The sequence below is a fragment of the Rhodococcus sp. NPDC056960 genome (assembly GCF_042674125.1).
Lineage (GTDB): Bacteria > Actinomycetota > Actinomycetes > Mycobacteriales > Mycobacteriaceae > Rhodococcus_F.
In genome coordinates this window covers 73,243-96,324 of the sequence record NZ_JBHURF010000010.1, presented here as the reverse complement: position 1 = coordinate 96,324, position 23,082 = coordinate 73,243, and the positions used below count along the sequence as shown (strand labels likewise).

General features: G+C 69.6%; 21 protein-coding genes. 15 read left to right on the top strand and 6 right to left on the bottom strand.

Features of this window, described 5'->3' with window-relative positions:
* Positions 1-158 precede the first annotated feature (158 nt).
* Complete coding sequence (locus tag ACFTWF_RS17480; RefSeq protein WP_378462453.1) at positions 159-974, bottom strand: shikimate 5-dehydrogenase; 816 nt, start codon at positions 972-974, stop codon at positions 159-161.
* 85 nt (positions 975-1,059) lie between these two features.
* On the opposite strand from ACFTWF_RS17480, the gene ACFTWF_RS17475 reads away from it, so the two are divergent.
* Positions 1,060-2,634: a molybdopterin-dependent oxidoreductase gene (locus tag ACFTWF_RS17475; RefSeq protein WP_378462452.1), complete on the top strand. Its 1,575-nt coding sequence runs from the start codon at positions 1,060-1,062 to the stop codon at positions 2,632-2,634.
* A 5-nt stretch (positions 2,635-2,639) separates the two neighbouring features.
* Here ACFTWF_RS17475 and ACFTWF_RS17470 read toward each other — a convergent pair whose 3' ends face one another.
* The 3 genes from ACFTWF_RS17470 to ACFTWF_RS17460 all read right to left on the bottom strand — a co-directional run bounded on the left by ACFTWF_RS17470 (position 2,640) and on the right by ACFTWF_RS17460 (position 4,708).
* Positions 2,640-3,344: an HNH endonuclease family protein gene (locus ACFTWF_RS17470; RefSeq protein WP_378462451.1), complete on the bottom strand. Its 705-nt coding sequence runs from the start codon at positions 3,342-3,344 to the stop codon at positions 2,640-2,642.
* Positions 3,345-3,412: 68 nt separating this feature from the next.
* Positions 3,413-3,730 carry a hypothetical protein gene (locus ACFTWF_RS17465; protein WP_012688484.1) on the bottom strand — a complete coding sequence of 106 codons (318 nt, stop codon included), beginning with the start codon at positions 3,728-3,730 and terminating at the stop codon, positions 3,413-3,415.
* Between the two features lie 75 nt (positions 3,731-3,805).
* Positions 3,806-4,708, bottom strand: coding sequence for an NADP-dependent oxidoreductase (locus ACFTWF_RS17460; protein WP_378462634.1), 903 nt, complete (start codon positions 4,706-4,708; stop codon positions 3,806-3,808).
* Positions 4,709-5,079: 371 nt separating this feature from the next.
* Between ACFTWF_RS17460 and ACFTWF_RS17455 the strand changes: the two genes are divergently transcribed.
* From ACFTWF_RS17455 to ACFTWF_RS17425, 7 genes are all read left to right on the top strand, one after another.
* Complete coding sequence (locus tag ACFTWF_RS17455) at positions 5,080-7,911, top strand: DEAD/DEAH box helicase (protein WP_378462450.1); 2,832 nt, start codon at positions 5,080-5,082, stop codon at positions 7,909-7,911.
* Complete coding sequence (locus ACFTWF_RS17450) at positions 7,908-8,681, top strand: SWIM zinc finger family protein (protein WP_378462449.1); 774 nt, start codon at positions 7,908-7,910, stop codon at positions 8,679-8,681. The genes ACFTWF_RS17455 and ACFTWF_RS17450 overlap by 4 nt, the downstream gene beginning before the upstream one ends.
* Positions 8,682-8,740: 59 nt before the next feature.
* Positions 8,741-11,764 carry an ATP-binding protein gene (locus ACFTWF_RS17445; RefSeq protein ID WP_378462448.1) on the top strand — a complete coding sequence of 1,008 codons (3,024 nt, stop codon included), beginning with the start codon at positions 8,741-8,743 and terminating at the stop codon, positions 11,762-11,764.
* Positions 11,765-11,813: 49 nt separating this feature from the next.
* Positions 11,814-13,247 carry an FAD-binding oxidoreductase gene (locus ACFTWF_RS17440; RefSeq protein WP_378462447.1) on the top strand — a complete coding sequence of 478 codons (1,434 nt, stop codon included), beginning with the start codon at positions 11,814-11,816 and terminating at the stop codon, positions 13,245-13,247.
* 10 nt (positions 13,248-13,257) lie between these two features.
* Entirely contained in the window at positions 13,258-13,722 is a 465-nt protein-coding gene (locus ACFTWF_RS17435) for a YkvA family protein (RefSeq protein ID WP_378462446.1), read from the top strand.
* 37 nt (positions 13,723-13,759) lie between these two features.
* Positions 13,760-14,239, top strand: coding sequence for a DUF1990 family protein (locus tag ACFTWF_RS17430; RefSeq protein ID WP_378462445.1), 480 nt, complete (start codon positions 13,760-13,762; stop codon positions 14,237-14,239).
* 112 nt (positions 14,240-14,351) lie between these two features.
* Entirely contained in the window at positions 14,352-15,095 is a 744-nt protein-coding gene (locus ACFTWF_RS17425) for a GntR family transcriptional regulator (RefSeq protein ID WP_378462444.1), read from the top strand.
* 17 nt (positions 15,096-15,112) lie between these two features.
* Here the strand turns inward: ACFTWF_RS17425 and ACFTWF_RS17420 are convergent, their stop codons facing one another.
* Together ACFTWF_RS17420 and ACFTWF_RS17415 are read right to left on the bottom strand one after the other, a co-directional pair.
* Positions 15,113-15,577 carry a PTS glucose transporter subunit IIA gene (locus ACFTWF_RS17420; protein WP_378462443.1) on the bottom strand — a complete coding sequence of 155 codons (465 nt, stop codon included), beginning with the start codon at positions 15,575-15,577 and terminating at the stop codon, positions 15,113-15,115.
* Positions 15,574-15,804: a glucose PTS transporter subunit EIIB gene (locus tag ACFTWF_RS17415; RefSeq protein WP_005563039.1), complete on the bottom strand. Its 231-nt coding sequence runs from the start codon at positions 15,802-15,804 to the stop codon at positions 15,574-15,576. Before ACFTWF_RS17415 ends, ACFTWF_RS17420 begins: the two co-directional genes overlap by 4 nt.
* A 247-nt stretch (positions 15,805-16,051) precedes the next feature.
* Here ACFTWF_RS17415 and ACFTWF_RS17410 point away from each other — a divergent pair, with 247 nt between their 5' ends.
* The 7 genes from ACFTWF_RS17410 (at position 16,052) to ACFTWF_RS17380 (ending at position 23,047) form a co-directional block, all read left to right on the top strand.
* Positions 16,052-17,299 carry a PTS transporter subunit EIIC gene (locus ACFTWF_RS17410; RefSeq protein WP_378462442.1) on the top strand — a complete coding sequence of 416 codons (1,248 nt, stop codon included), beginning with the start codon at positions 16,052-16,054 and terminating at the stop codon, positions 17,297-17,299.
* 2 nt (positions 17,300-17,301) lie between these two features.
* Positions 17,302-17,571, top strand: coding sequence for an HPr family phosphocarrier protein (locus ACFTWF_RS17405; protein ID WP_378462441.1), 270 nt, complete (start codon positions 17,302-17,304; stop codon positions 17,569-17,571).
* On the top strand, positions 17,571-18,977 hold the full coding sequence (locus ACFTWF_RS17400; RefSeq protein WP_378462440.1) for a putative PEP-binding protein: 1,407 nt from the start codon (positions 17,571-17,573) through the stop codon (positions 18,975-18,977). Before ACFTWF_RS17405 ends, ACFTWF_RS17400 begins: the two co-directional genes overlap by 1 nt.
* Positions 18,974-20,158 carry an N-acetylglucosamine-6-phosphate deacetylase gene (locus ACFTWF_RS17395; RefSeq protein ID WP_378462439.1) on the top strand — a complete coding sequence of 395 codons (1,185 nt, stop codon included), beginning with the start codon at positions 18,974-18,976 and terminating at the stop codon, positions 20,156-20,158. Before ACFTWF_RS17400 ends, ACFTWF_RS17395 begins: the two co-directional genes overlap by 4 nt.
* Entirely contained in the window at positions 20,146-20,925 is a 780-nt protein-coding gene (gene nagB / locus ACFTWF_RS17390; protein WP_378462438.1) for a glucosamine-6-phosphate deaminase, read from the top strand. The genes ACFTWF_RS17395 and nagB overlap by 13 nt, the downstream gene beginning before the upstream one ends.
* Positions 20,926-21,639 (top strand): copper homeostasis protein CutC, encoded by a 714-nt coding sequence (locus tag ACFTWF_RS17385; protein ID WP_378462437.1) that lies wholly within the window; start codon positions 20,926-20,928, stop codon positions 21,637-21,639.
* A gap of 79 nt (positions 21,640-21,718) precedes the next feature.
* On the top strand, positions 21,719-23,047 hold the full coding sequence (locus ACFTWF_RS17380) for an HNH endonuclease (RefSeq protein ID WP_378462436.1): 1,329 nt from the start codon (positions 21,719-21,721) through the stop codon (positions 23,045-23,047).
* Positions 23,048-23,082 lie beyond the last annotated feature (35 nt).

The window sequence follows — 23,082 nt, the reverse complement described above, 5'->3', positions numbered from 1 at the left end:
CGCCGGGCGGGGGGGGGGCGGGGGGGGCCGCCCCGGCCCCGCCCCCGCCCCCCCCCCCCCCCACCCCCCACCCCCCCCCCCCCCCCCCGGGGGGGGGGGGGGGGGGCCCCCCCCCCCCCCCCCCGCGACGGGGTCAACGTCTCTCGGCCGTGCTCGCGTCAGGACCGCGAATACTCGGAGGCTCGGCGGATCTCGTCGGGGGACGGGCGCACGCCGGTGTAGAGGACGAACTGTTCCGCGGCCTGCAGTGCGATGACCTCGGCACCGGTGATGACCGTCTTGTGGCGCTCCGCCGCGGCGCGGATCAGCGGCGTTGCGGCGGGCATCGCGACCACGTCGAACACCGCCTCCGCCGCGTCGATCGCGTCGAGTGCGAACGCCAGGTCCTCCTCCTCGGGACCGCCCGCCATGCCCACCGGAGTGGCATTGATCAGCAGGCCCGGCCGCGCCGCACCGAGCTCGGGTTGCCACCCGAATCCGTACTGCTGCGCGACCGCCCGGCCCGTGTTCTCGTTGCGCGCGATCACGGTGACGTCGGTGAATCCGTAGTCGCGCACGGCGGCGGCCACGGCTTTGGCCATGCCGCCGCTCCCGGCCACGGCTACCGACAGCGAGTGCGGTAACGCGTTGTCACGCAACAGGTTCGCGATCGCCTGGTAATCGGTGTTGTAGGCGTGCAGCACGCCGTCCTCGTTGACCACCGTGTTGACGGACTCGATCACCGACGCCGACTCATGCATCACGTCGACGTACTCGATGATCTGTTCCTTGAACGGCATCGACACACCGGCGCCGCGAATTCCGAGCGCGCGGATACCGCCGACCGCGGCCTCGAGGTCGGTGGTGGTGAACGCTTTGTAGACGTAATTGAGGCCCAGCTCGCTGTACAGGAAATTGTGAAATCGGGTGCCGATGTTGCTCGGCCGGCCGGAGAGCGAGATGCAGAGAAGGGTGTCTTTGTCGAGCTGGTTCATCCGTTGAATACTAGTGGTGGGCTCCCATCCGTGCGCGTTCTCAGCTTCGAATACACGGTGACGACGGCAAAGGAGCAGGGCTGCGATGACAACGACGATCGATGACCGGCACGACGCGGCGCGGACGCCCAGGAGGCGGCGGCACCTGTTTTCCCGTGCGCTCGCCGGAGTGATCGCCGCCGGCGTGGTGCTCGGGGTGGGCGAACTGCTGTCGGCGCTGATCGACCCGAACTCGTCGCCGTTCTACGCGGTCGGATCGACGACGGTGGACCGCAGTCCCGCCTGGGCCCGCGAGTTCGCGATCCACACGTTCGGCACCAACGACAAACCCGCTCTGTTCGTCGGCATGACGACCCTCATCGTGCTCCTCGCCGCGATCGCGGGCATCGTCGAGCGTCCCCGCGCCCCGTTCGGCAGCGCGATTCTGGCGGCCCTCGGTCTGGTGGGGGTCTTCGCCGCGACGCAGCGGCCGAGCGCCACGTGGCTGTACGCCCTGCCGACCGTGGTGGGTGTGGTCGCCGGGATCGCCGTTCTGCGGGTGCTGACCGCCACCGCGCAGGCGCCCGAGGATTCCGACGCCGAGGATTCGTGGTTGCCGCGCCGCACGTTCCTGCTGATTGCCGCCGCCGCGGCCGCAGCCGCCGCGGCGGCGGGAGCGGCCGGGCGATACCTCGGGCAGCAGGCGGCGGAGGCCCTGGACAACCGTCGCGCGTTCGCGGTTCCCGACGTCACCGACAAGGCGACCCCGATCGCGGCGGGCACCGACATCGCGGTGCCGGGAGCCACCCCCTTCATCACGTCGAACGACGACTTCTACCGGATCGACACCGCACTGCGGGTTCCGCGGTTGACCACCGGCGACTGGCAACTGCGCATCCACGGCATGGTGGACCGCGAGCTCACGCTGAACTGGAATGACCTGATCGCGAGGACGCCGATCGAACGGGTGATCACGATGACGTGCGTGTCCAACGAGGTCGGCGGAAACCTCGCCGGAAACGCCACGTGGATCGGCTACCCGATCAAGGACATTCTCGACGAAATCGGGGTCCACCCCGACGCCGACATGCTGCTGTCCACGAGCAGCGACGGCTTCACGGCAGGCACCCCGGTCGAGGTCCTGCGGGACGGCCGCGACGCGATTCTCGCGGTGGCGATGAACGGTCAGCCGTTGCCGTTCGAGCACGGCTACCCGGTGCGGCAGGTCGTCCCGGGTCTGTACGGCTATGTGTCGGCCACCAAGTGGGTGGTCGATTGGGAATTCACACGATTCGACAAGGCGGAGGCCTACTGGACGAAGCGGGGATGGTCCGCGCGGGGGCCGATCAAGACGGCCTCCCGGATCGACGTGCCCGCCCCGTTCGCGCCGACCGCCCCCGGGTCCGTCCTCGTCGCGGGAACCGCCTGGGCGCAGCATCGTGGAATCGGGAAGGTGGAGGTGCGGGCCGACAACGGGCAGTGGCAGATCGCGACCCTCGCCCCGCAGTACACCGTCGACACCTGGCGGCAGTGGACCTGGGAGTGGCAGGCCACGTCCGGTCTGCACACCCTCCAGGTGCGGGCCACGGATCTGGACGGCAACGTGCAGGTCGAGGAGCGGACGCCGCCGATCCCGGGCGGCGCCACCGGCTGGCACACCCGTTCCTTCACCGTCGCCTGACGCAGTCATGGACACCGCTCCGCCACCTCGGCGAGCGCGTCGCGGTCGGCGAGCGTCACCGGAAGTTCGTACTCCACCGCCACCGACAGGTACTTGCCCGCGTAGAAGCAGTGGTACGCGCGATTCGGTGGCAGCCAGTCCTGCGGGGTCTGGTCGCCCTTGTCCTGATTGTCGGCACCGTTGACGGCCAGCAGATTGAACGTGACGTCGTTGGCGAACCGGAGACGGCGAGCGGCCGGCCACGTCGACGCGCCCATGTCCCACGCCGCCGCCAGCGGGTAGACGTGGTCGATCTGAACGGCTTTCGCATCGGCCCGGTCAAACGGGAGCACGTCGCCGGAGTACGGGTCGGCGAGGACCCCGCTCAGCACCACACAGTCGCGGGTGCCCTCGCGGAATGCCACCGAACGGAGATCGAGCGCGAGGACGTTGTTGCGGGTGTCGCACCCGTCGCGGCCGCCCGCCGCGTCCTGATCATCGGTCCAGGCCGGACCGAACACACACGACTCGCTGCCGGAGCACCCGCGCTCGTACCCGCCGGGGTGCGGCCGGGATGCGACCGTCGCGACCCGGCCGAGCAACTCCTCGACGACCGCGCGGGACGGGCTTCCCGGCGCCGGACCGGGGCCGCTCAGGTCGAGCAGCGACACCCCGCAACCGCAGAGCGACAACACCGTGGCCAGCACCACGGTCACGTTCAGAATTCTCATGCGTCCCCCCCGGGCGCCCGGCAACTCGTCCCCCTACCGCGACGAGTATGCACCGCGACCCCGACAGGTCAGCTGAACGGCAGCCGGACCGCGGCGATCGACGACACGTGCGTGCCGTCGTGGCCGATGACCCAGGAGCCTCCGCTCTGCCTGCATTCCGCGAGCAGGTCGAGGGTGCGGAGGAGGAAGAAGATGGCCTCGCTGGCGACGGGGGTGACCGCAAGCCGGTGTGCCTCACCGTGTTTCATCCCGTCGAGCCACACACCCGACTGGCCGTCGAGTCGTATGGTGACGATGTGCGTGGCATCGACGAAGGCGTACTTCCGTTGCTCCCACGGGGTGGTGAGCGCGTACCCCTGTTCGAGAACCTGGATGAGGATGCTCATGACCGACTCCCGACTCTTCCGGCGGCAGCTACGTCTTTCCAGCATCTACCTCGGAACGGGTGAAATCCAGACCCGCTAACCGATCTCGATCACGACCTTGCCGCTCGTGTGACCCGACTCGACCATGGCGAGGGCGTCGGCGGCGTGCGCGAACGGGAACCGGTGGGCCACCCGCGGGTCGAGGGTCCCGTCGGCCACCAGTGCGGCCACCTGCGTGAACACCGCCGTCGTCCGGCGGCGCTCCACTCCCGAGCCGCCGAGGTCCCGTGCGGCGAGCGGGTCGCCGACGCTGATGATCGCCGCCGGGTCGGTGACCACCCGCGCCGCATCGGCCAGTGCGTCGCCGCCGACGAGATCGAAGACGGCGTCGACGGGGCCGGGTACCCGGTCGACCAGCCCGGGGCCGGACGCCACCCAGGTGGCGCCGAGGGCTTCGACGACCTCCCGTTTGCTGTCGCTCGCGACGCCGATCACCGCGACGTTCCGCGCCGCGGCCAACTGCAGTGCCGCCACCCCGACGCCGCCGCCCGCGCCGACGACGAGCAATCGGCTGCCGGGAGGCAGGTCCAGCGTGGTCAGCGCGTCGTACGCCGTGCCCGCCGCGACGGGCAGCGTGGCCGCGTCGGCGAACGAGACGGCGTCCGGCTTGTGCGCTGCGGAGGCCGCGTTGACCAGGGTGTGCCCGGTGTAGCCGCCGAACCCGGTCGCCGTGGCGCCGAACACCGCATCGCCGACCGCGAAATCGGTCACCCGGGGCCCGACCTCCGCGACCACACCGGACACCTCCCGGCCGAGGACCGCGGGCAGGGTGACGGGCACGGTGTCCTTGCGCGTTCCGGCGCGCACCTTCCAGTCGGCGGGATTGACGCCCGCCGCGTGGACGGCGACGAGCAGCTGTCCGGGGCCGGGGGAGGGGACGGGGACGTCGAAGAACTGCTGCGTCTCGGGGCCGCCGTATTCGCTGAAGCCGTATGCCATGCTCACGCCCACAGTCCTATCACGGACGGCACCGGGATTCGGGCACGAAGAAGGCCCGCCGAACCGGTGTCGGCGGGCCTTCTTCGTGCGAACTCAGGAGCCGAACAGGCTGCCCAGGGAGCCTGTGCCGCCGCCGCCTCCGCCGCCACCCATCAACGGTCCGAGAACCTGGATGAGTTGAACGAGAACCTGCAACATCTGTGTCGCGTCCATTTTGTCTTCCTCCGATCACTGCGATCAACTTCGGCAGCGATCCCGGTGAGTACCGGCGTGGACAGCCGCCACCTCGTTCATCGGCGGAATATCGTCGAGGGTTACAGTCTCGAGCAGGGATTTCCCGGACTGTCGGTCGAGCCTGATTGGATGGGTGGATGCTGCACGGCCTCTGGACACCCGGTTCGGGTCTCATGCTGTGGGTCGACGACCGCAATCCGGCCGAACCGGAGCCGACGGATGCGGTCGGGCGGGTGCTGGCGCGGAGGTTCCGGCACCACGTCAAGGTCCCGATGCCGACGCCGTCGGGGCCGGAGATGCTCGAGTGGGCCGCGGTCGCGCTCGCGCCGCCGGACGCGACCGACTTCCTGCTGTCGGTGTCGGCCCGCGACCCGCGGATCGCCGGCGACCTGCGCTACCTCGCGCACGTGGCGCGGGGAATCGAGCGGTGGGCTCGTGCGGGACGGGTGGTCCCGGAGGTGCACCGGGCGGAGGGCAGTTGGTGGCCGCGGTGGCGGCTCCTCGGCGGCGAACGACAGCGTGCGTGGCTGACGGAACTGTCGGTCGCGATGCCGCCGGTCCAGCGTCACGGCTCGGCTCCCCGCGCCGTGCTCGACGACATGGTCACCGAGCTGACCGACCCGGTGGTCCGGCGGGTCCTCGACGGCAGGCACCCCGACGATTCCGGTGCCGGCGCCGAGCACCCGCTGATCGATGCGCTGGTTCGCGGTGAACACTTCGCCGAGGGCACCGCCCAGCTGGCCGGCGCGCTCGACGGGTGGCGGGACAGCCTCAAGGTGGACGAGCCCGAACTGGTGCTGAGACTCCTCGAACCCGAAGACGTGGACGTCGAGGGGGAGTGGGACCCGGACACGGTGCTGTGGCGGCTGCAGGTGTGCCTCCGTCCGGAAGGCGAAGCGCCGGTGCCGATTCCGCTGCACCGCACGGAGGCGAGCCGGCTGCAGACCGGTGTGCGCAAGCTGACCGAGGCCGTCGCCGCCTACCCGCGACTGCAGGACGTCCCCGGTGATCCCGACAGTCTGGACCTGATGCTGCCCACCGCGGTGGTCATCGACCTCGTCGGGCACGGTGCGGCCGCGTTGAAGGAGAAGGGCATCAGCCTGCTGCTGCCGCGGGCGTGGAGTGTGGCGTCGCCGTCGATGCGGCTGCGGGTGAGCTCGCCGAGCACCCCGGCGAGCGCGGAGAACCGGGCTGTCGGCAAAGACCAGTTGGTGCAGTACAACTGGGAACTGGCCCTCGGCGACACGGTTCTCACCGCCGCGGAAATGAATCGACTGGTCAATGCCAAGAGCGACCTCGTGCGCCTGCGCGGCGAGTGGGTCCGGGCGGATCAGGAGGTGCTCTCCCGCGCCGCGCGCTACGTGGCGGAACGGCACGGCAGCGGCGACCGCGCGATCGTGGACCTGCTGAAAGACCTCATAGCGGACGATCTGTCCGATCTCCCCGTCGAGGAGGTGACCGCGACCGGGTGGGCGGCCGCGCTGCTGGACGGCGACACGAAACCGGAGGACGTGCCGACGCCGGAGGGGCTGGACGCCACGCTGCGGCCGTATCAGAAGCGTGGGCTCGACTGGCTGGTGTTCATGAGCCGCCTCGGCCTCGGGGCTGTCCTGGCCGACGACATGGGCCTCGGCAAGACGCTGCAGTTGCTCGCGCTGCTGGCGCACGAGAAGTCGGCCTCGCCCACACTGCTGGTGTGCCCGATGTCCGTGGTCGGGAACTGGCAGCGGGAGGCGGCCCGCTTCGTTCCCACCCTGCGGGTCCTCGTCCATCACGGACCGCAGCGGCGCAGCGGTGACGACCTGACTTCCGCTGTGCAGCAGAGTGATCTGGTGATCACCACGTACGCACTGCTCGCGCGCGACGTCGCACACCTGAAGGAGCAGGACTGGCGGCGGGTCGTTCTGGACGAGGCGCAGCACATCAAGAACGCGAAGACCGGGCAGGCGAGGGCGGCCCGCAGCATTCCGGCGGCGCACCGCGTCGCGCTGACGGGAACGCCGGTCGAGAACCGCTTGGACGAGCTGCGCTCGATCCTCGATTTCGCGAACTCGGGAATCCTGGGCTCGGAGGCGATGTTCCGCAAGCGTTTCGTGGTGCCGATCGAACGGGAGCAGGACGAGACTGCGGTGGCCCGGCTCCGCGCCGTCACCTCCCCGTTCGTGTTGCGCCGCGTCAAGACCGATCCGGCGGTCATCGCCGATCTCCCGGACAAGTTCGAGATGACGGTCCGCGCCAACCTCACGGCGGAACAGGCCGCGCTGTACCGGGCGGTGGTCGACGACATGATGGCGCAGATCAAGGACAAGAAGGGCATGAAACGTAAGGGCGCCGTGCTCGCGGCGCTGACGAAACTCAAGCAGGTGTGCAACCATCCGGCGCACTTCCTGCGGGACGGTTCGGCGGTGATGCGGCGCGGGCAGCACCGCTCCGGCAAGCTGGGGCTGGTCGAGGACATCCTGGACTCCGTGGTCGCGGACGGCGAGAAAGCGTTGCTGTTCACCCAGTTCCGTGAATTCGGCGACCTCGTCACGCCGTACCTCGCAGAGCGTTTCGGTACCCCCGTACCTTTCCTGCACGGGGGCGTGTCCAAGCAGAAGCGCGACGACATGGTGGCGTCGTTCCAGGGCGACGACGGGCCACCGATCATGATGCTCTCGCTGAAGGCAGGCGGAACCGGGCTGAACCTCACCGCGGCCAATCACGTCGTCCACCTCGATCGGTGGTGGAACCCGGCGGTCGAGAACCAGGCCACGGACCGCGCCTTTCGGATCGGTCAGCGGCGTGACGTGCAGGTGCGCAAACTCGTGTGCGTCGGCACGCTGGAGGAGCGGATCGACGCGATGATCGCCACCAAGCAGGAACTCGCCGACCTCGCGGTGGGAACGGGCGAGAACTGGGTGACGGAGATGAGCACCGAACAACTCGGCGAACTGCTGCGGCTCGGCGACGAGGCGGTGGGCGAATGACGAATCGGCGACCCGGGCCGTACTTCGGTCAGTACGGCAAGCGCCGGCCGGTGGCCGGCGGGCTCGAGGCGCGGTCCCAGCGGGGATCGTTCGGGCGCACGTGGTGGGGCCGTGAATTCGTCGAGATCATCGAGTTCGTCGCAGAGAAGGGGCGGATGAGCCGTGGGCGGAGCTACGCACGCAGCGGTCAGGTGATCTCGCTCGAAATCGCCGGTGGAATGGTGACGGGGGAGGTCCAGGGAAGTCAGCTGCAGCCGTTCGTCGCGACGGTGTCGATCGATCGTCTCGACGAGACGGAGATCGGCGAACTCGTCGCCCTGGTGCGGCGACAACCCGGCAGCCTCGCGATGCTGGCGGGCGGTGGAGTGCCCGAGATCCTGGGCCCGCTGCTGCTGCCGGCCGGGGCGTCCGCGATGAATTACGACTGCACCTGCCCGGACGACGGCTGGCCGTGCAAGCATGCGGCGGCGGTCGCGTACCTCACCGCCGAACGCATCGACGAGAACCCTCTCGAGATCCTGACGCTGCGCGGCGTCGACCTGGACATGCTGATCGACGGTGTCGGCGGCGACTCCTCCGACGCGGATGTCGACGACTGGTTCGGTGACGAGGCACAGCTTCCCGCTCTGCCCGACGCCGACTTCCGGTCGGCGGTCGACGACCTCGACCCGCTGCAGCTGCGGAAGGCGATCCGATCGGTCAGTGCGGACGAGCGCGACGTGGACGCGGCGATCCGGGAGCTGAAAGCGCTCTACCAGCACTTCCGCTGACCGTGCGAAGATGAGGAAGCGGGCGCTCACCTCGTCCCGCGACCGGGAGCTGGTCAGTCATGTTGACGGTCTACCTGCTCGGCGAACAGCGCGTGTCGGACCCGGCGGATACCCGGGGCGGTCCGATCTCGTCACGGGCGATCGCGCTGCTGGCCTATCTCGTGCTGCACGCCGGACTCGCGCAGTCCCGGACGCGCCTCGCCGGGCTGTTCTGGCCCGAATCGAGCGAGCAGCAGGCCCGCACCAACCTGAGGCGGGAACTCCACAATCTACGCGGCGTACTCGGGGCGGACGGGGCGCTCGCCGCCGAGGGACCGACGCTGACGTGGACCGGCTCGCCGTCGTGCCGGGTGGACGTCGACACCTTCCGGAACGAGCGATCGGCCGCGCTCGCGGCGCTCGCCGATTCGGACCCCCGCACGTTTCTCGATCACGCGGACCGTGCGATCGACGTGTACCGCGGAGAGCTCATGCCCGGAACGTACGAGGACTGGGTTCTCGAGCACCGCGACGTGCTGCGCCGGCAGTGCGTCGAACTCTGCGAGACCACGGTCCGGGTGCTGCGGGAATCGGGGGATGTCGAGACGGCGACGGCGTGCGCGCGCCGACGCATCCAACTCGACCCCCTCGAGGAGGTGGGCTACCGGACACTGATGGAACTGCAGGCCGCATCGGGCGACCGGGCCGCGGCGATGACCACCTACCACCGGTGTGCGGCGGTGCTCGAAGCCGAGCTCGGGGTCGCGCCGAGCCCCGCGACCGCCGGGCTCTTCGACCACCTGGTGGGGGACCGTCCGACGGTGGGGGCCGCCGGGGCCGGCCGGCCCGAACGGGTGCGGAACGCGGTGCCCGCGCTGATCGGGCGGGAGCGCGAACGCGCGGAGCTGCACCGGCGGTGGCGGCAGGCGCAGGGCGGCAAGCAGGGACTGCTGCTCGTCTCGGGTGACGCCGGGGTCGGCAAGACCCGGCTGACCACGGAACTCGCGGAGATCGCCCGCGCGGACGGCGCGGTCGTCGCCACCGCCCGCTGTTTCGGACTGCCGGGGCGCGTTGCGCTGGCTCCCGTCGCCGAATGGCTCCGCAGCCCGGAACTGCAGTCCGCGGTCGCGTCCCTGAACCCGTTGTGGCGGGTGGAGGTGGAACGGCTGGTGCCGAGCGCCGAGTCCTGGCCGCGGCCGACGACGTCCCGGGCGATGGTCGACGCCTGGCAGCGGCACCGCTTCTTCGAAGGAACGGCGCGAGCGGTGCTGGCGTCCGGCAGGCCCGTGCTGCTCGTCCTCGACGATCTGCAGTGGTGCGACACGGACACGACCGCATGGCTGGCCTTCCTCCTCTCCCTCCAGACGCACATGCGGGTTCTGGTGGCGGCGACCGCCCGCACGGACGAGGCGCAGTCACGCCACGACGTGCGGGAGGCGCTGCGGGCCCTCCGATCGGCGCGGCTGGTGACGGACGTCGAGGTCGACCCCCTGACGGCGGACGGGATGGCGGAACTGGCACGGTCCCTGGGTGGCCGGACGCTGGACCCCTCGGAGGAGGCCGTTCTGTACGCCGCCACCGGGGGCTACCCGCTGTACGTCGTCGAGGCTGCCCGGATGGTGCCGGACCCGGACGCGACCGGGTTCGGCGGAGGCGCCGACGACCTCGGGGCGGTGCTGCAGCGGCGGCTCGAACAGTGCTCGGAACCCGCGCGGGAGGTCGCCGGCCTGGCCGCGGCGCTCGGCACCGATTTCGACCTGGACCTGCTCAGCGAGGCGAGCGACCTGGATGCCGATCCTCTCGTGCAGGCGGTCGACGAACTGTGGCGGCGGAGAATCGTCCGGCCGGCGGGCACCGGCTACGATTTCGTGCACGATCTGGTGCGGGAGGCCGCGTACCGCTCGGTGGGTCCGCCGCGGCGCTGGCTCCTGCATCGCCGCCTGGCGCAGGGCCTCGAACTCCTCCACACCGGCCGCACCGACGACGTGGCGCTGCAGCTCGCCGAGCAGTACCGGCGGGGCGGGCGCCCCGACCGCGCGCTCCACTATCTGCAGCGCGCCGCCGAGGGGGCGGCAGGAGTGTTCGCGAACGCGGAGGCCCTGCGACACTTCCGGCACTGCCTGGACCTCCTCGAGGCGATGCCCGCCGGGCGCAACCGTGATGCTCACGAGGTGGAGGTGCGGCAGGCCATGTCTGCGCCGCTGACCACGCTGTACGGGTACTCCTCGGCCGAGCTCGAGCAGACGCTGGACCGCACCGCGGAGCTGGGGCAGCAACTGCGTCGGCCGACGGTGGTACTCGCGGCCCTGATCGGGTTGTTCGCCGTGCACTTCGTGCAGGGGCACACCGCGCAGGCGCACGGCATCGGTGTGCGCGCCCTCGAACTGTCCGCGGCCGAACCCCAATTCGAGGGTCAGGCGCAGTTCTCCGTGGCGGGCGCTGCTCTGGGCCTGGGCCGCCCGGCGGAGGCGATCGAACATTTCGACCTGGCGCGGGCTGCGTTCTCCGACGACTATTCGTTCATCCTCGGTACCCGGCTCGAGGTTCATGCCCGCGCGTGGGAGTCGCACGCGTACTGGATGATCGGCGACGACGAGGCGGCCGTGCAGTCGTGTGCGGAGGCTCTCGCGCTGGGCCGGACCTGTGGTCATCCCTACAGTCTCGCGGTCGCGTTGGGATACGCGTCGGTGCTCGATCAGATACGCGGCGACGACGTCGCGCTGCTCGCCTCGCTCACCGAGTTGCGGGAGCTGTGTGAGCGCTACCGCTTCGCGTACTACAGCCAGTGGGCGCAGATCCTCGAAGGCAGGCTCCTCGGCGGCGAACCGGGAATCGCGAAGATCCGCGAGGGACTCGACCTGTTGCGGCGACAGCGGGCGTTCGCGCGCATGCCGTACTGGCTCTCGCTGCTGGCGGAGGTACAGATCGAGGTCGGGGACACGGACTCGGCACGCGCGACCCTCGACGCCGCCCGGATCGCCGCCGAGCAACGCGACGACCGCTGGTGGTTGCCGCAGGTGCTGCGACTCCGCGCGGATCTCGGAGCGTTCGCGGGAGGTGTTCCGGCGCGAACGGTACGCGAACGCCGACTTCCTACGGTGTGAATTACCAGGTACGGCCCGTTTCGGGGCCCGCCGATTCGAGGAGAAGGTCATGAGCACCACCATCACGAATTCGACCCCGTCGACGACGACACCGCCGCCCTTCGCGGAACTGGCGGCGTCTCTGCGCGGCCAGCTGATCACTCCCGACGACGCCGGTTACGACGACGCGCGTGCGGTGTACAACGCGATGATCGACCGTCGACCGGCGGCCATTGCGCGATGCACCAACGCCGCGGATGTCGTCGCATGTGTGCGGTTCGCGCGGGAGCAGGGCGTCGAACTCGCGGTGCGCGGCGGGGGACACAACGCGGGCGGTCTCGGGGTGTGGGACGACGCCCTCGTGATCGATCTGTCGGGGATGCGCGCCACCACCGTCTCGCCCGCCGACCGGACCGTCCGGGTCGACGGCGGATGCACCTGGAGCGACGTCGACCACGCCACCGTGCCGTTCGGCATGGCCACCCCGTCCGGGTTCATCGCCTCCACCGGTGTCGGCGGACTGACGCTGGGCGGCGGAATCGGCTATCTGACCCGCCGTTTCGGGCTCACCGTGGACAACCTGCTCAGCGCCGACGTCGTCCTCGCGGACGGCACACTGGTGACGGCGAGCGAACGATCGCACCCGGACCTGTTCTGGGCGCTGCGGGGCGGAGGCGGCAACTTCGGCGTGGTCACGTCGTTCCAGTTCGCGTGCCACGACATCGGCGACCACGGCACCGTCGTCGGCGGTCCGGTGCTGTACGACCTGGAAGACACCCCCGACGTGATGCGGTGGTATCGCGAACTGTTGCCGTCGCTGCCCGAGGAACTCAACGGCTGGATCGGTCTCCTCACCATCCCGCCGGCGCCGCCGTTCCCCGAAGAACTGTGGGGACGGAAGGCGTGCGGGGTCGTCTGGTGCTACACCGGCCACCCGGACAAGGCCGACGCGGTCTTCGAACCGATCCGGAGCTTCGGAAATCCGCTGCTGGTCGGTCTCGGCGAAATGCCCTTCACGGCATTGCAATCCGCTTTCGACGGACTGTACCCGGCCGGGTTGCAGTGGTACTGGCGCGCGGACTTCGTCCGGGAGATCTCCGACGACGCCATCGACATCCATCTGGAGTTCGGCCGTCAGCTGCCGACCGGGCATTCGACGATGCACATGTATCCCATCGACGGCTCGGCGACGCGGGTCGCCGAGGACGCCACGGCGTTCGCGTACCGGGACGGCGGCTGGGCCGCGGTGATCGTCGGTGTCGACCCCGATCCGGCGAACGCCGAGGTCATCACGGATTGGGCCAAGGGGTACTGGGAGGCCCTCCACCCGACGACCGCGGGCGGGGCGTACGTCAACTTCATGATGTCCGAAGGCGAGGACCGCGTGCGTGCCTCCTACCTCGGCAACTACGACCGGCTCGCGCAGGTCAAGGCGAAGTACGATCCCGACAACCTCTTCCACGTGAACCAGAACATCCGTCCCGCGGTCCGGTCGGAGCAGTAGGCGCCGCCGGATGGATACGGGGCAGGTGTGGGCGGCGGCGGGGCCCGTCCTGATCGGTGCAGCAGCGGGTCTGTCGGCCGTCTGGGTCGTGCTGGCGCTCGTGCTGTGGCGTTCGTCCCCTGACAGCACCCGGATCGGGGAGGCGATCCGGGTGCTGCCGGACCTGCTTCGGCTCCTGCGCCGACTGGCAGCCGACCGGGACCTGCCCCGGGGCGTGCGCATCCGGCTCGTGCTGCTGCTGGTGTACCTCGCGGTTCCGGTCGATCTGATCCCCGATTTCGTCCCGGTCATCGGATACGCCGACGACGTGATCATCATCGGCCTCACGCTTCGCTCGGTGATTCGCCGGGCGGGTCCGGAGGTCGTGGCTCGGCACTGGCCGGGAACGCCTGAAGGCCTCGAGACGGTGCGCGGGGTAACGTGCTTCCCACCTGCTCGTGACGCCCGGACCGAGAGGATCGACCGCCATCAGTAATTCCCGAGAAGACCTGCCCGCGTTCACGTACCCGGAGGTGGGCGCGAGCCGCGACGGCCACTTCCCCGCGGGGTACCACCATGTGCGCGAGCAGAAGGTGATCGGTTACGGGGCAGAGGCATTCGATGCCGTGGCCGTCCACCTCTGCTCCTGGGGGATGCATCGCGACGCCGGGCTGGACGTGCGGGCCGACTCGCCGACGGCCGTGCCCGGAGCGTCGGTCGAACTCGGCTGGGGCATCGGGCGGCTGCGGCTGCGGTTCTCCTGCCGGGTGGTCTACGTGGTCGACGAGCCGCATCGCAGGGGATTCGCCTACGGGACGTTGCCGGGGCATCCGGAGCGCGGCGAGGAGAGTTTCGTCGTCGAACAGAAGGCCGACGGCAGAGTGGTCGCGACCATCGCGGCGTTCTCGAACCCGGGTCGGTGGTTCACCCGGCTCGGCGGACCCGCGGGCCGGGTCGTCCAGCGGGTGATGACGCGCAGGTATCTCGAGGCGCTGGAGGGGGCAACACGGTAGGCCGGAGCGTCCGGATCACGTATTCTCGGGTTTGGACCGGACCGGACGGGACCTTTGGGTACGACTGACTGATCCGATGTGTCCCACCCCTGACTGAGCTGGAGCCGCCGGAATGATGCCCGTACATCTACGCGACAGCGTGATTCCGAAGCACGAACAACTCCGTGCCATCCTCCTGCACAAGTGCACGAAGGAACTCCAGCCCGGCGATCTGATGACGAGCGAACGAAAACTGATGCAGGACTACGGCGTCAGCCGCATCACGGTTCGTGAGGCGATCGGGCAACTCGTCAACGAGGGTCACCTGGTCCGGGTGCGCGGCAAGGGGACCTTCGTGGCGCACCGGCCGGTGCAGTCGAAACTCCACCTCGCCTCGTTCACGGAGGAGATGCGGGCTCAGGGGCACAAGCCGACGACGGTGGTGCTGCAGAGCGAGGAGGACGCGGCGCCGGAGGCCACCGCGAAAGCCCTGCGGATCGCACCCGACACCAGCGCGTATCACATCAAGCGGCTGCGCCTGGCTGATGGCGAACCGGTGAGCGTCGACGACGGCTGGTTCAACGCGGCACTGTTTCCCGGCCTGCTGGATCTCGACCTCACCGGCTCGATCTACCGGGCCACCGCCGACACGTACGGCATGCCGATCGACCGGGCGGAGCAAACCGTGAGCGCCGACGGGGCGAGTCAGGAGATCGCGATCCTCCTCGGTATCAAGAAGGGTGCCCCGGTGATGTACTTCGACCGGGTGTCGTTCAGCGGCCCCACTCCGGTCGAGCACACCCGCAGCTGGTACCGGTCCGATCGCTACCAACTGCAGATGGAAGTTCAAGGGGAGCGGGCTCAGCGCAGCGGCTGAACCCGGCCGCCCCCTGTCTACGGTGCCGTCCAGCCGAACAGGGCGTCGCCGGTGCTCACGTCGGAACCGATGCTGTTGGTGGACACCGAATCCGGCTTGGAGTCCATCACCACCACGGGGCACACGGCGGAGTACCCGGTGCCGTCGATCTCGGTCGGATCGAATCGCACCACGGGGTTCCCCGCGTCGACGTCGTCGCCTTCGGTCGCCAGCAGGGTGAATCCCTCGCCCTTCAACTTCACGGTGTCGATTCCCAGGTGGACCAACACTCCCGCACCGGTGGAGCCGAGGATGACGAACGCGTGCGGGTGCAGTTTGAGGATCTTGCCCGAGATCGGGGCGAGCACGTCGAGGGCGCCCCGGTCGCGCGCCGGGTCGATCGCGACCCCCGAACCCACCATCTGTCCGGCGAACACGGGGTCGGGCACGTCGGCCAGGGCGAGCACGCGCCCGGGGAGCGGGGCCTGTACGGTCACGCTCACAGGATGTCCTCGATGTCCTCGGCCAGCGTGTCCGCCTCGGGGCCGACGATGACCTGGACGACGCTGCCCGCCTTCAGGACGCCGTGGGCGCCCGCGGCCTTGAGCGCGGCCTCGTCGACCTTGGCGCCGTCCTTCACCTCGGTGCGTAGCCGGGTGATGCAGGCCTCGATCTCGACGATGTTGTCGGCGCCGCCGAGGCCGCTGATGATTGCGTCCGCTTTGGACATCGGTTCTCCCTCGTAGTTCGTGTTCGAGCCGCAGGTGATGGTGCCGAATGGGTTAGCTGGATCACATTTACCTGTTGACATCCTGTGCTCACCTGGTCAAACTGGCAACTGGTTATGACCGGACAGTACCCGTTGGGGGTGCGGGTCCACAATAGTTTTCCCGAAGCCGGACGACGCGCTCGCCGCCGCCGGATTCGGGACTCACCAGACGCCGATTCGGCGACCGACGCGCACAGAGAAGGCCGATATGACTGTCGTAGACAGCCCGAAAAAGGAATCAGCGGTGTTTGCCGGGTTACAGCGCCTCGGGCGAAGCCTGATGCTGCCGATCGCGGTGCTCCCTGCGGCCGGCATCCTGCTGCGACTCGGCCAGGACGACCTCCTCGGCCGATTCGACTCGATGCACACCGCCGCGTCCGTCATCTCCGCGGCCGGCCAGGCCGTGTTCACCTGGCTGCCCCTCATCTTCGCGGTGGGCATCGCCATCGGCTGGGCCAAGAAGGCGGACGGTTCCACCGCGCTGGCCGCGGTGGTCGGGTACATGGTCATCAACGGCGTGTTCGAGGCCATGTCACCGGTCGTCCTCGAAGGCAAGACCGATCCGAACGGCGACCAGGCACTGATCAACTACGGTGTGCTCGCGGGCATCGTGATGGGTCTGCTGTCCGCCATCCTGTGGCAGCGGTTCTACCGCACGAAACTGCCCGACTATCTCGGATTCTTCAACGGACGCAGGCTCGTTCCCATCCTCACCGCGGTCACCGGTCTCCTCGTCGGCGTCCTCATGGCGTTCCTGTACCCGGCCTTCAACTCCGCCCTCACGTGGGTCGGCGAGACCGTTGCCGAGAACTCGGTGATCGGCGGCGGCGTCTACGGCATGGCCAACCGCCTGCTCATCCCGACCGGTCTGCACCACATCCTGAACTCCACCGTCTGGTTCCTCGTCGGCGACTATCAGAACGCGAGCGGAGAACTCGTCCGCGGCGACCTCAACCGGTTCTTCGCCGGCGACCCGAGCGCCGGCATCTTCATGACCGGCTTCTTCCCGATCATGATGTTCGCCCTTCCCGCTGCCGCACTGGCGATCTGGCGCAACGCCCGGCCGTCGCAGAAGAAGGTCGTGGGCGGCATCATGCTCTCCACCGCACTCACGGCGTTCCTCACCGGCATCACCGAGCCCCTCGAATTCGCGTTCATGTTCGTGGCCTGGCCGCTGTACCTGATCCACGCGTTCCTCACCGGAACGTCGATGGCACTCGTCAACGCACTCGGCATCCACGATGGATTCACTTTCTCCGCAGGCTTTTTCGACTACGTGCTCAACTTCGGCAAGGCCACCAACGCGTGGATGCTGATCCCGATCGGGCTCGGGTACGCCGTCATCTACTACGTCCTGTTCAGCTTCGTCATCAAGAAGTGGAACCTGCGCACTCCCGGCCGGGAGGACGACCCGGAAACGGAAACGAACGCAGACACGGAAAAGGCAGGTCGGTGACCATGACAGCACGAACAGTTCTCATCGGCTCGAAGGTGGGGTTGCACGCCCGCCCCGCCGCGAAGTTCACCCAGGCCGCCGCATCGGAACCGGTCGCGGTACGGATCGCGGTGGGCGAGTCCGCCCCGGTGGACGCCGGCAGCATGCTCGCGGTGATGACCCTCGGCGCCGAATTCGGTACCGAGGTGACGATCTCCGCGGAAGGGGAGGGCAGCGAGGAGGCCCTCGACCGTCTCGCCGACCTGCTCGCCGCCGACCTCGACGTCGCCTGATGCCGACGACGACGGAACAGTTTGTCCACGGCCTCGGTGTGAGTCCGGGGCTGGTCTGCGCACCCTGGCTCGCGTTCGGGACGCCGGTCACGACGTCGGCCGAAGACCCGGTCGGCGAATCGGTCACCGCGGAGGCCGCCCGGGTGAAGGACGCCCTCGCGACCGTGGCCGCCGACCTCGGGACCCGCGCCGCGCAGGTCGACGGAGTCGCGTCCGAGATCCCGCTCGTGTCGGCCGCCCTGGCCCGCGATCCGGGAATCCTCTCCGCCGCCGAGGAGAACCTCGTCGCCGGGATGCCGACGGCACACGCTGTGGGCGTCGCGTTCGACGGCTACTGCGCCACACTCGCGGCCCTCGGTGGGTACCTGGCCGAGCGGGTCGCGGACCTGCGCGACCTGCGGAACCGCACGGTCGCGGTGCTGCTCGGCGTGCCGATGCCCGGCACACCCGATCCCGGATACCCGTTCGTGCTCGTCGCCCGGGACCTGCCACCCGCGGACACCGCGATGCTCGGCGGCAGCGACGTGGTCGGCCTGCTCACCGCGGAGGGCGGACCGACGAGCCATACCGCCATCCTGGCGAAGTCGCTCGGCCTGCCCGCGGTCGTGAACTGCGCCGACGTCGACCGGTTGGTCGAGGGACGGCCGGTGGTGCTCGACGGCTCCACGGGCGCGGTCGTCGTCGAAGCCGTGCGTACGGCCACCGCGGACTCGGAGGGCGTCGGGCTGTTCCGCACCGAATTCCTGTACCTCGGCAGGCGGGTCGCGCCCACACTCGACGAGCAGACCGCCACCTACACCGCCGTCTACCCGCACGTCCTGGCCACCCAGCTGGAGGCACTCGCCGCCGCCGCGGCCGCCACCGGCGCGGACCTGTGGGTGATGGCACCGATGGTCGCCACCGCCGAGGAGGCGGCGCAATTCGCCGCGCTCGCCCGTTCCCGCGGAATCGCAACGGTCGGGGCGATGATCGAGATCCCCTCTGCCGGACTGTGCGCCCGCGACCTGCTCGAACACGTCGATTTCGTCAGAATCGGCACCAACGACCTGAGCCAGTACACCTGCGCCGCGGACCGGATGGCCGGCGGTCTCGCCACCCTGCTCGACCCGTGGCAGCCCGCGGTGCTCGACCTGATCGGCGCCGTCGGTGCCGCCGGTGCGGAGGCGGGCACCCCCGTCGGCATCTGCGGTGAGGCCGCGTCCGATCCCGCGCTCGCGCCCGTCCTCGTCGGACTGGGCGTCACGAGCCTGTCCATGGTGGCGCCCTCCCTCGGCGCCGTGCGTGCCGGTCTCGCGGCCACCGACCTCGACCGGTGCCGGGAGATGGCGATCGCCGCGCGCGGCGCGCCGTCTCCGCAGGCCGCACGATCGGCCGTCGCGGCTCTCGCGTCCGGAGCACCCCGATGATCCTGCGCGGCACGGTCGTCGCGGACGACGGCGTCATCGACGACGGCGTGGTGGTCACCGACGACGACCGAATCTCCTGGGTCGGACCGGCCCCGGAGTACCGCGGGCAGGCGCCCCTGCCCGAACCCGATTCGTCGATACTGCTGCCCGGTCTGATCGACCTGCACTGCCACGGCGGCGCCGGCGCGGGATTCCCCAACACCGACGCCGACGGCGCGAGGCGGGCCGCGGATCATCACCGCCGGCACGGCACCACCGGACTGCTCGGCAGCCTCGTCTCGGCAGGGGAGCAGGATCTGCTCCGGCAGGCCGAGATCCTCGCAGGCCTGGTGGAACGCGGTGAGCTCCTCGGAATCCACCTGGAGGGCCCGTTCATCTCCGGTGCCCGGTGCGGTGCGCAGGATCCCGCCTCCGTGATCCCCGGAGATCCCGGCCTGTTCGAGAGGATCTGCGACGCCGCGCGCGGCACCGTCCGGTCGATGACCCTCGCGCCGGAGACGGCGCACTTCGGGGAACTCCTCGACGCGATGCACCGGCGGGGTGTGCTGCCGAGCCTCGGCCACACCGACACCGACGCGGCAACCACGGCGGCGCGGATCGCCGACGCCGCCGGCCGGCCGCTGACCGCCACCCACCTGTTCAACGCGATGCCGCCGCTGCACCACCGCGCACCGGGACCGGTGGCCGCGTTCCTGGCCGCGGCCGGTCGAGGAGACATCGTCGTCGAATTGATCGCGGACGGAGTGCATCTCGCGCCCGAGACCGTATCGATGGTGTTCGACACCGTCGGGCCCGAGCAGATCGTCCTCGTCAGTGACGCCATGGCCGCCGCCGGCGTCTCGGACGGCAACTACCAGCTCGGACCCCTGGACGTCCGGGTCTCGCAGGGTGTGGCCCGGCTCGCGACCGCCGACGGGTCCGCGGGTGCCATCGCCGGCGGCACCGCACGACTGCTGGACGTGGTGCGCACCGCCGTCGTCGACAGCGGCATCGGTCTCGCCGACGCCGTCACGTCTGCCACCAGGACCCCGGCCCGGCTGCTCGGTCTGGAGTCCGAACGCGGCAGCCTGGCCCCGGGTCGCCGCGCCGACATCGTCGTCACCGATCACCACCTGCGCCCCCGCGGCGTGTTCGTCGGCGGAATCCCCGCCGGACCGAAAGGATTGGCATGGAAATCGTAATCCGGCAGACGCCGTCGGAGGTCAGCACGACCGTCGCGGACATCGTCGAGGGGTACGTACGGCGCGGTTCGGCGACACTGGGCCTCGCCACCGGATCGTCCCCGCTCGGCAGCTACCGGGAACTCGCACGACGACACCGCGAGTCGGGACTCGACTTCTCCGATGCCCGCGCCTTCCTGCTGGACGAGTACGTGGGACTCCCGAAAAGTCATGATCAGTCGTACTTCTCGGTGATCCGGTCGGAATTCGTCGACCACGTGAACCTCGACCCGGGGCACGTGCTCAGCCCCGACGGAGAATCGTCCGACATCGCCGAGGAGGGGGCGCGATACGACGCCGCCATCGCCGCTGCAGGTGGCGTCGACGTGCAACTTCTCGGCATCGGAACCGACGGCCACATCGGATTCAACGAGCCGGGTTCCGCGTTGACCTCACGCACCCGGGTCAAGACGCTCACCGAGCAGACCCGCCTCGACAACGCGCGGTTCTTCGACAGTGTGGACGACGTACCGCACCACGTCCTGACCCAGGGGCTCGGCACCATCAGCGAAGCCCGGCACCTCGTGATGATCGCGTTCGGCAAGGGCAAGGCGGAGGCGATCGCCGCCGCCGCGGAGGGACCGCTGTCCGCGTTCTGTCCGGCGTCGGTGATGCAGCTGCACCCGCACGTCACGGTCGTGATCGACGAGGCTGCGGCCGGCAAGCTGCAACTTGCCGACTACTACCGGTATGCGCTGGAACACAAGCCTTCCTGGCAGTCGTTCTAGATGACGCCCGTACTCGAATTGGCGGTCCAGGACGTCGCGGGTGCCCGGATCGCGCGACGCGCCGGTGCGTCGCGCGTCGAGTTGTGCACCGCACTCGGCGCGACCGGCGGGTTGACGCCGAGCGTCGGCACGATCGAAGCGGTCGCGGCCCAGGGGATCGCGGTGCACCCCCTGATCCGGTGCCGACCCGGCGGATTCGTCTACGACGCCGACGAGATCGCGGTGATGGCGCGGGACATCCGGGCCGCGCTGGGGGCGGGTGCCTCCGGCGTCGTGCTCGGTGCGCTGACCCCTGACCGAAGCGTTGACCGTTCCGCCCTCGCGCGTCTGCTCGACGGTATCGACGTGACCTCCGTCGACGTGACCTTCCACCGTGCGATGGACGTCGTGGACGACCGGGCGACCGCACTCGACACCCTCGCCGACGCCGGCATCACCCGAGTCCTCACCTCGGGCGGAGTGCCACGCTGCATCGACGGACTGAACGCTCTGACGGCCATGGTCGCCCACCCATGCGGGCGGATCCAGGTGATGGCAGGAGGCGGAATCCGCGTCGACGACATCGCTGCCGTCGCGGGCACCGGTGTCGACGCGATACACCTCTCCGCCCGCCGCACCGTCGCCGACAGCGGCGGCCCCGGTGGCGGGTCGGGCGGATATGACGCGGTCGACGAAACCCTCGCCCTCGCAGCGGCTGCGGCACTGGGGATCTGAATTTCTCGGCCATTGCGTGTGATCCAGTCCGCCTGCTAGGGTCGAACAAAGTTTCGAATGACCTTGGGGGAGGTTGGTCGTGGGGGAAGTAGCGCCACCGGATCTGGAGGAGTTGCGGGCGTTCACCACGCGGTTGCGGTGTGTCGAGCCGTGTGGGGATGCCGGGTTGGGGATCGAGTGGATCGACGCGGTGGAATCGTTGAAGTCGGTGGGGTGTGCGGTGCAGGCGGTGGTCACCGACGATGTCGCCACCTGCATGCGAGAGGACCGCAAGGTCCGTCGGTTGCCGCGGGCGGAGTGGGACCGCGGTATCGCAGCACAGATTACGTTGGCGCGCAGGGAGTCTCCGAATCGTGGTCGCCGGCATCTGGGTTTCGCGCGGGCGGTGGTGCACGAGATGCCGCACACCCTGGCGTTGTTGCGGTCGGGCCGGTTGAACGAGTGGCGCGCCACCCTGTTGGTGCGGGAGACGGCGTGTCTGTCGGCGGCGGACCGGAAGATCGTCGACCACCGGTTGTGTTCGGACCCGGACATTCTCGACGGGGTCGGCGACCGTGGCCTGGTCGCGAAGGCGAAGGCGAAGGCGCTGGCGGTGGAACTCGACGCCGCCGCGGTCGTCGCGCGGTATCGCAAGGCGGTGTCGGAGCGGCGGGTGACGACGCGTCCGGCACCGGATTCGATGGCGTACCTGAGTGTGCTGATGCCGATGGAACAGGCGGTCTGTTTGCGGGCCACGCTCGGTCGGGATGCGGACAGCCTGATCGCGACCGGGGACAGTGGTGGCCGAACACGGAATCAGTTGATGGCGGATCTGTTGTTCGAGCGTGGTTCCGGGGCATCGGTGGCCTCGGGTGTGCCGGTGGCGGTGAACTTGGTGCTCTCCGACGAAACGCTCCTGGCAGGTGGGGATGAGGCGGCGGACCTGGCGGGGTTCGGGCCCGTGCCGGCGGCGATAGCACGGCAGTTGGTGGCGGACGCCCTCGATGGTGACACCGCGGTGACCCTGCGAAACGTCTACTCGTGTCCGCTGTCGGGTTCGTTGACCGCGATGGAGTCGCAGGCGAGGGCATTCCCGAAAGGCTTACGGAAGCTGATCGACCTCCGGGACCGTACCTGCCGCACGCCGTGGTGTGATGCGCCGATCCGCCATCACGATCACATTCGCTCCCGTCGAAAAGAGGGTGCCACCACGGCGCGCAACGGGGCCGGTTTGTGCGAGGCCTGCAACTACGCCAAAGAAGGCGACGGCTGGACCGCCCGTCCCGTGAGCAGGCCCGGCCGCACCCACCTCTTCGATCTCGGTACCCCGACCGGGCACCACTACCGGTCGGCTGCCCCACGATTGCCTTCTGCGGCGCGATGGTCGGAAGTCGAGGCCATTCTGATCGCACATTTGTGTGCATCTTGATCATTCGGCCGCGGTATCCGTCGTAGGGTCGTGTG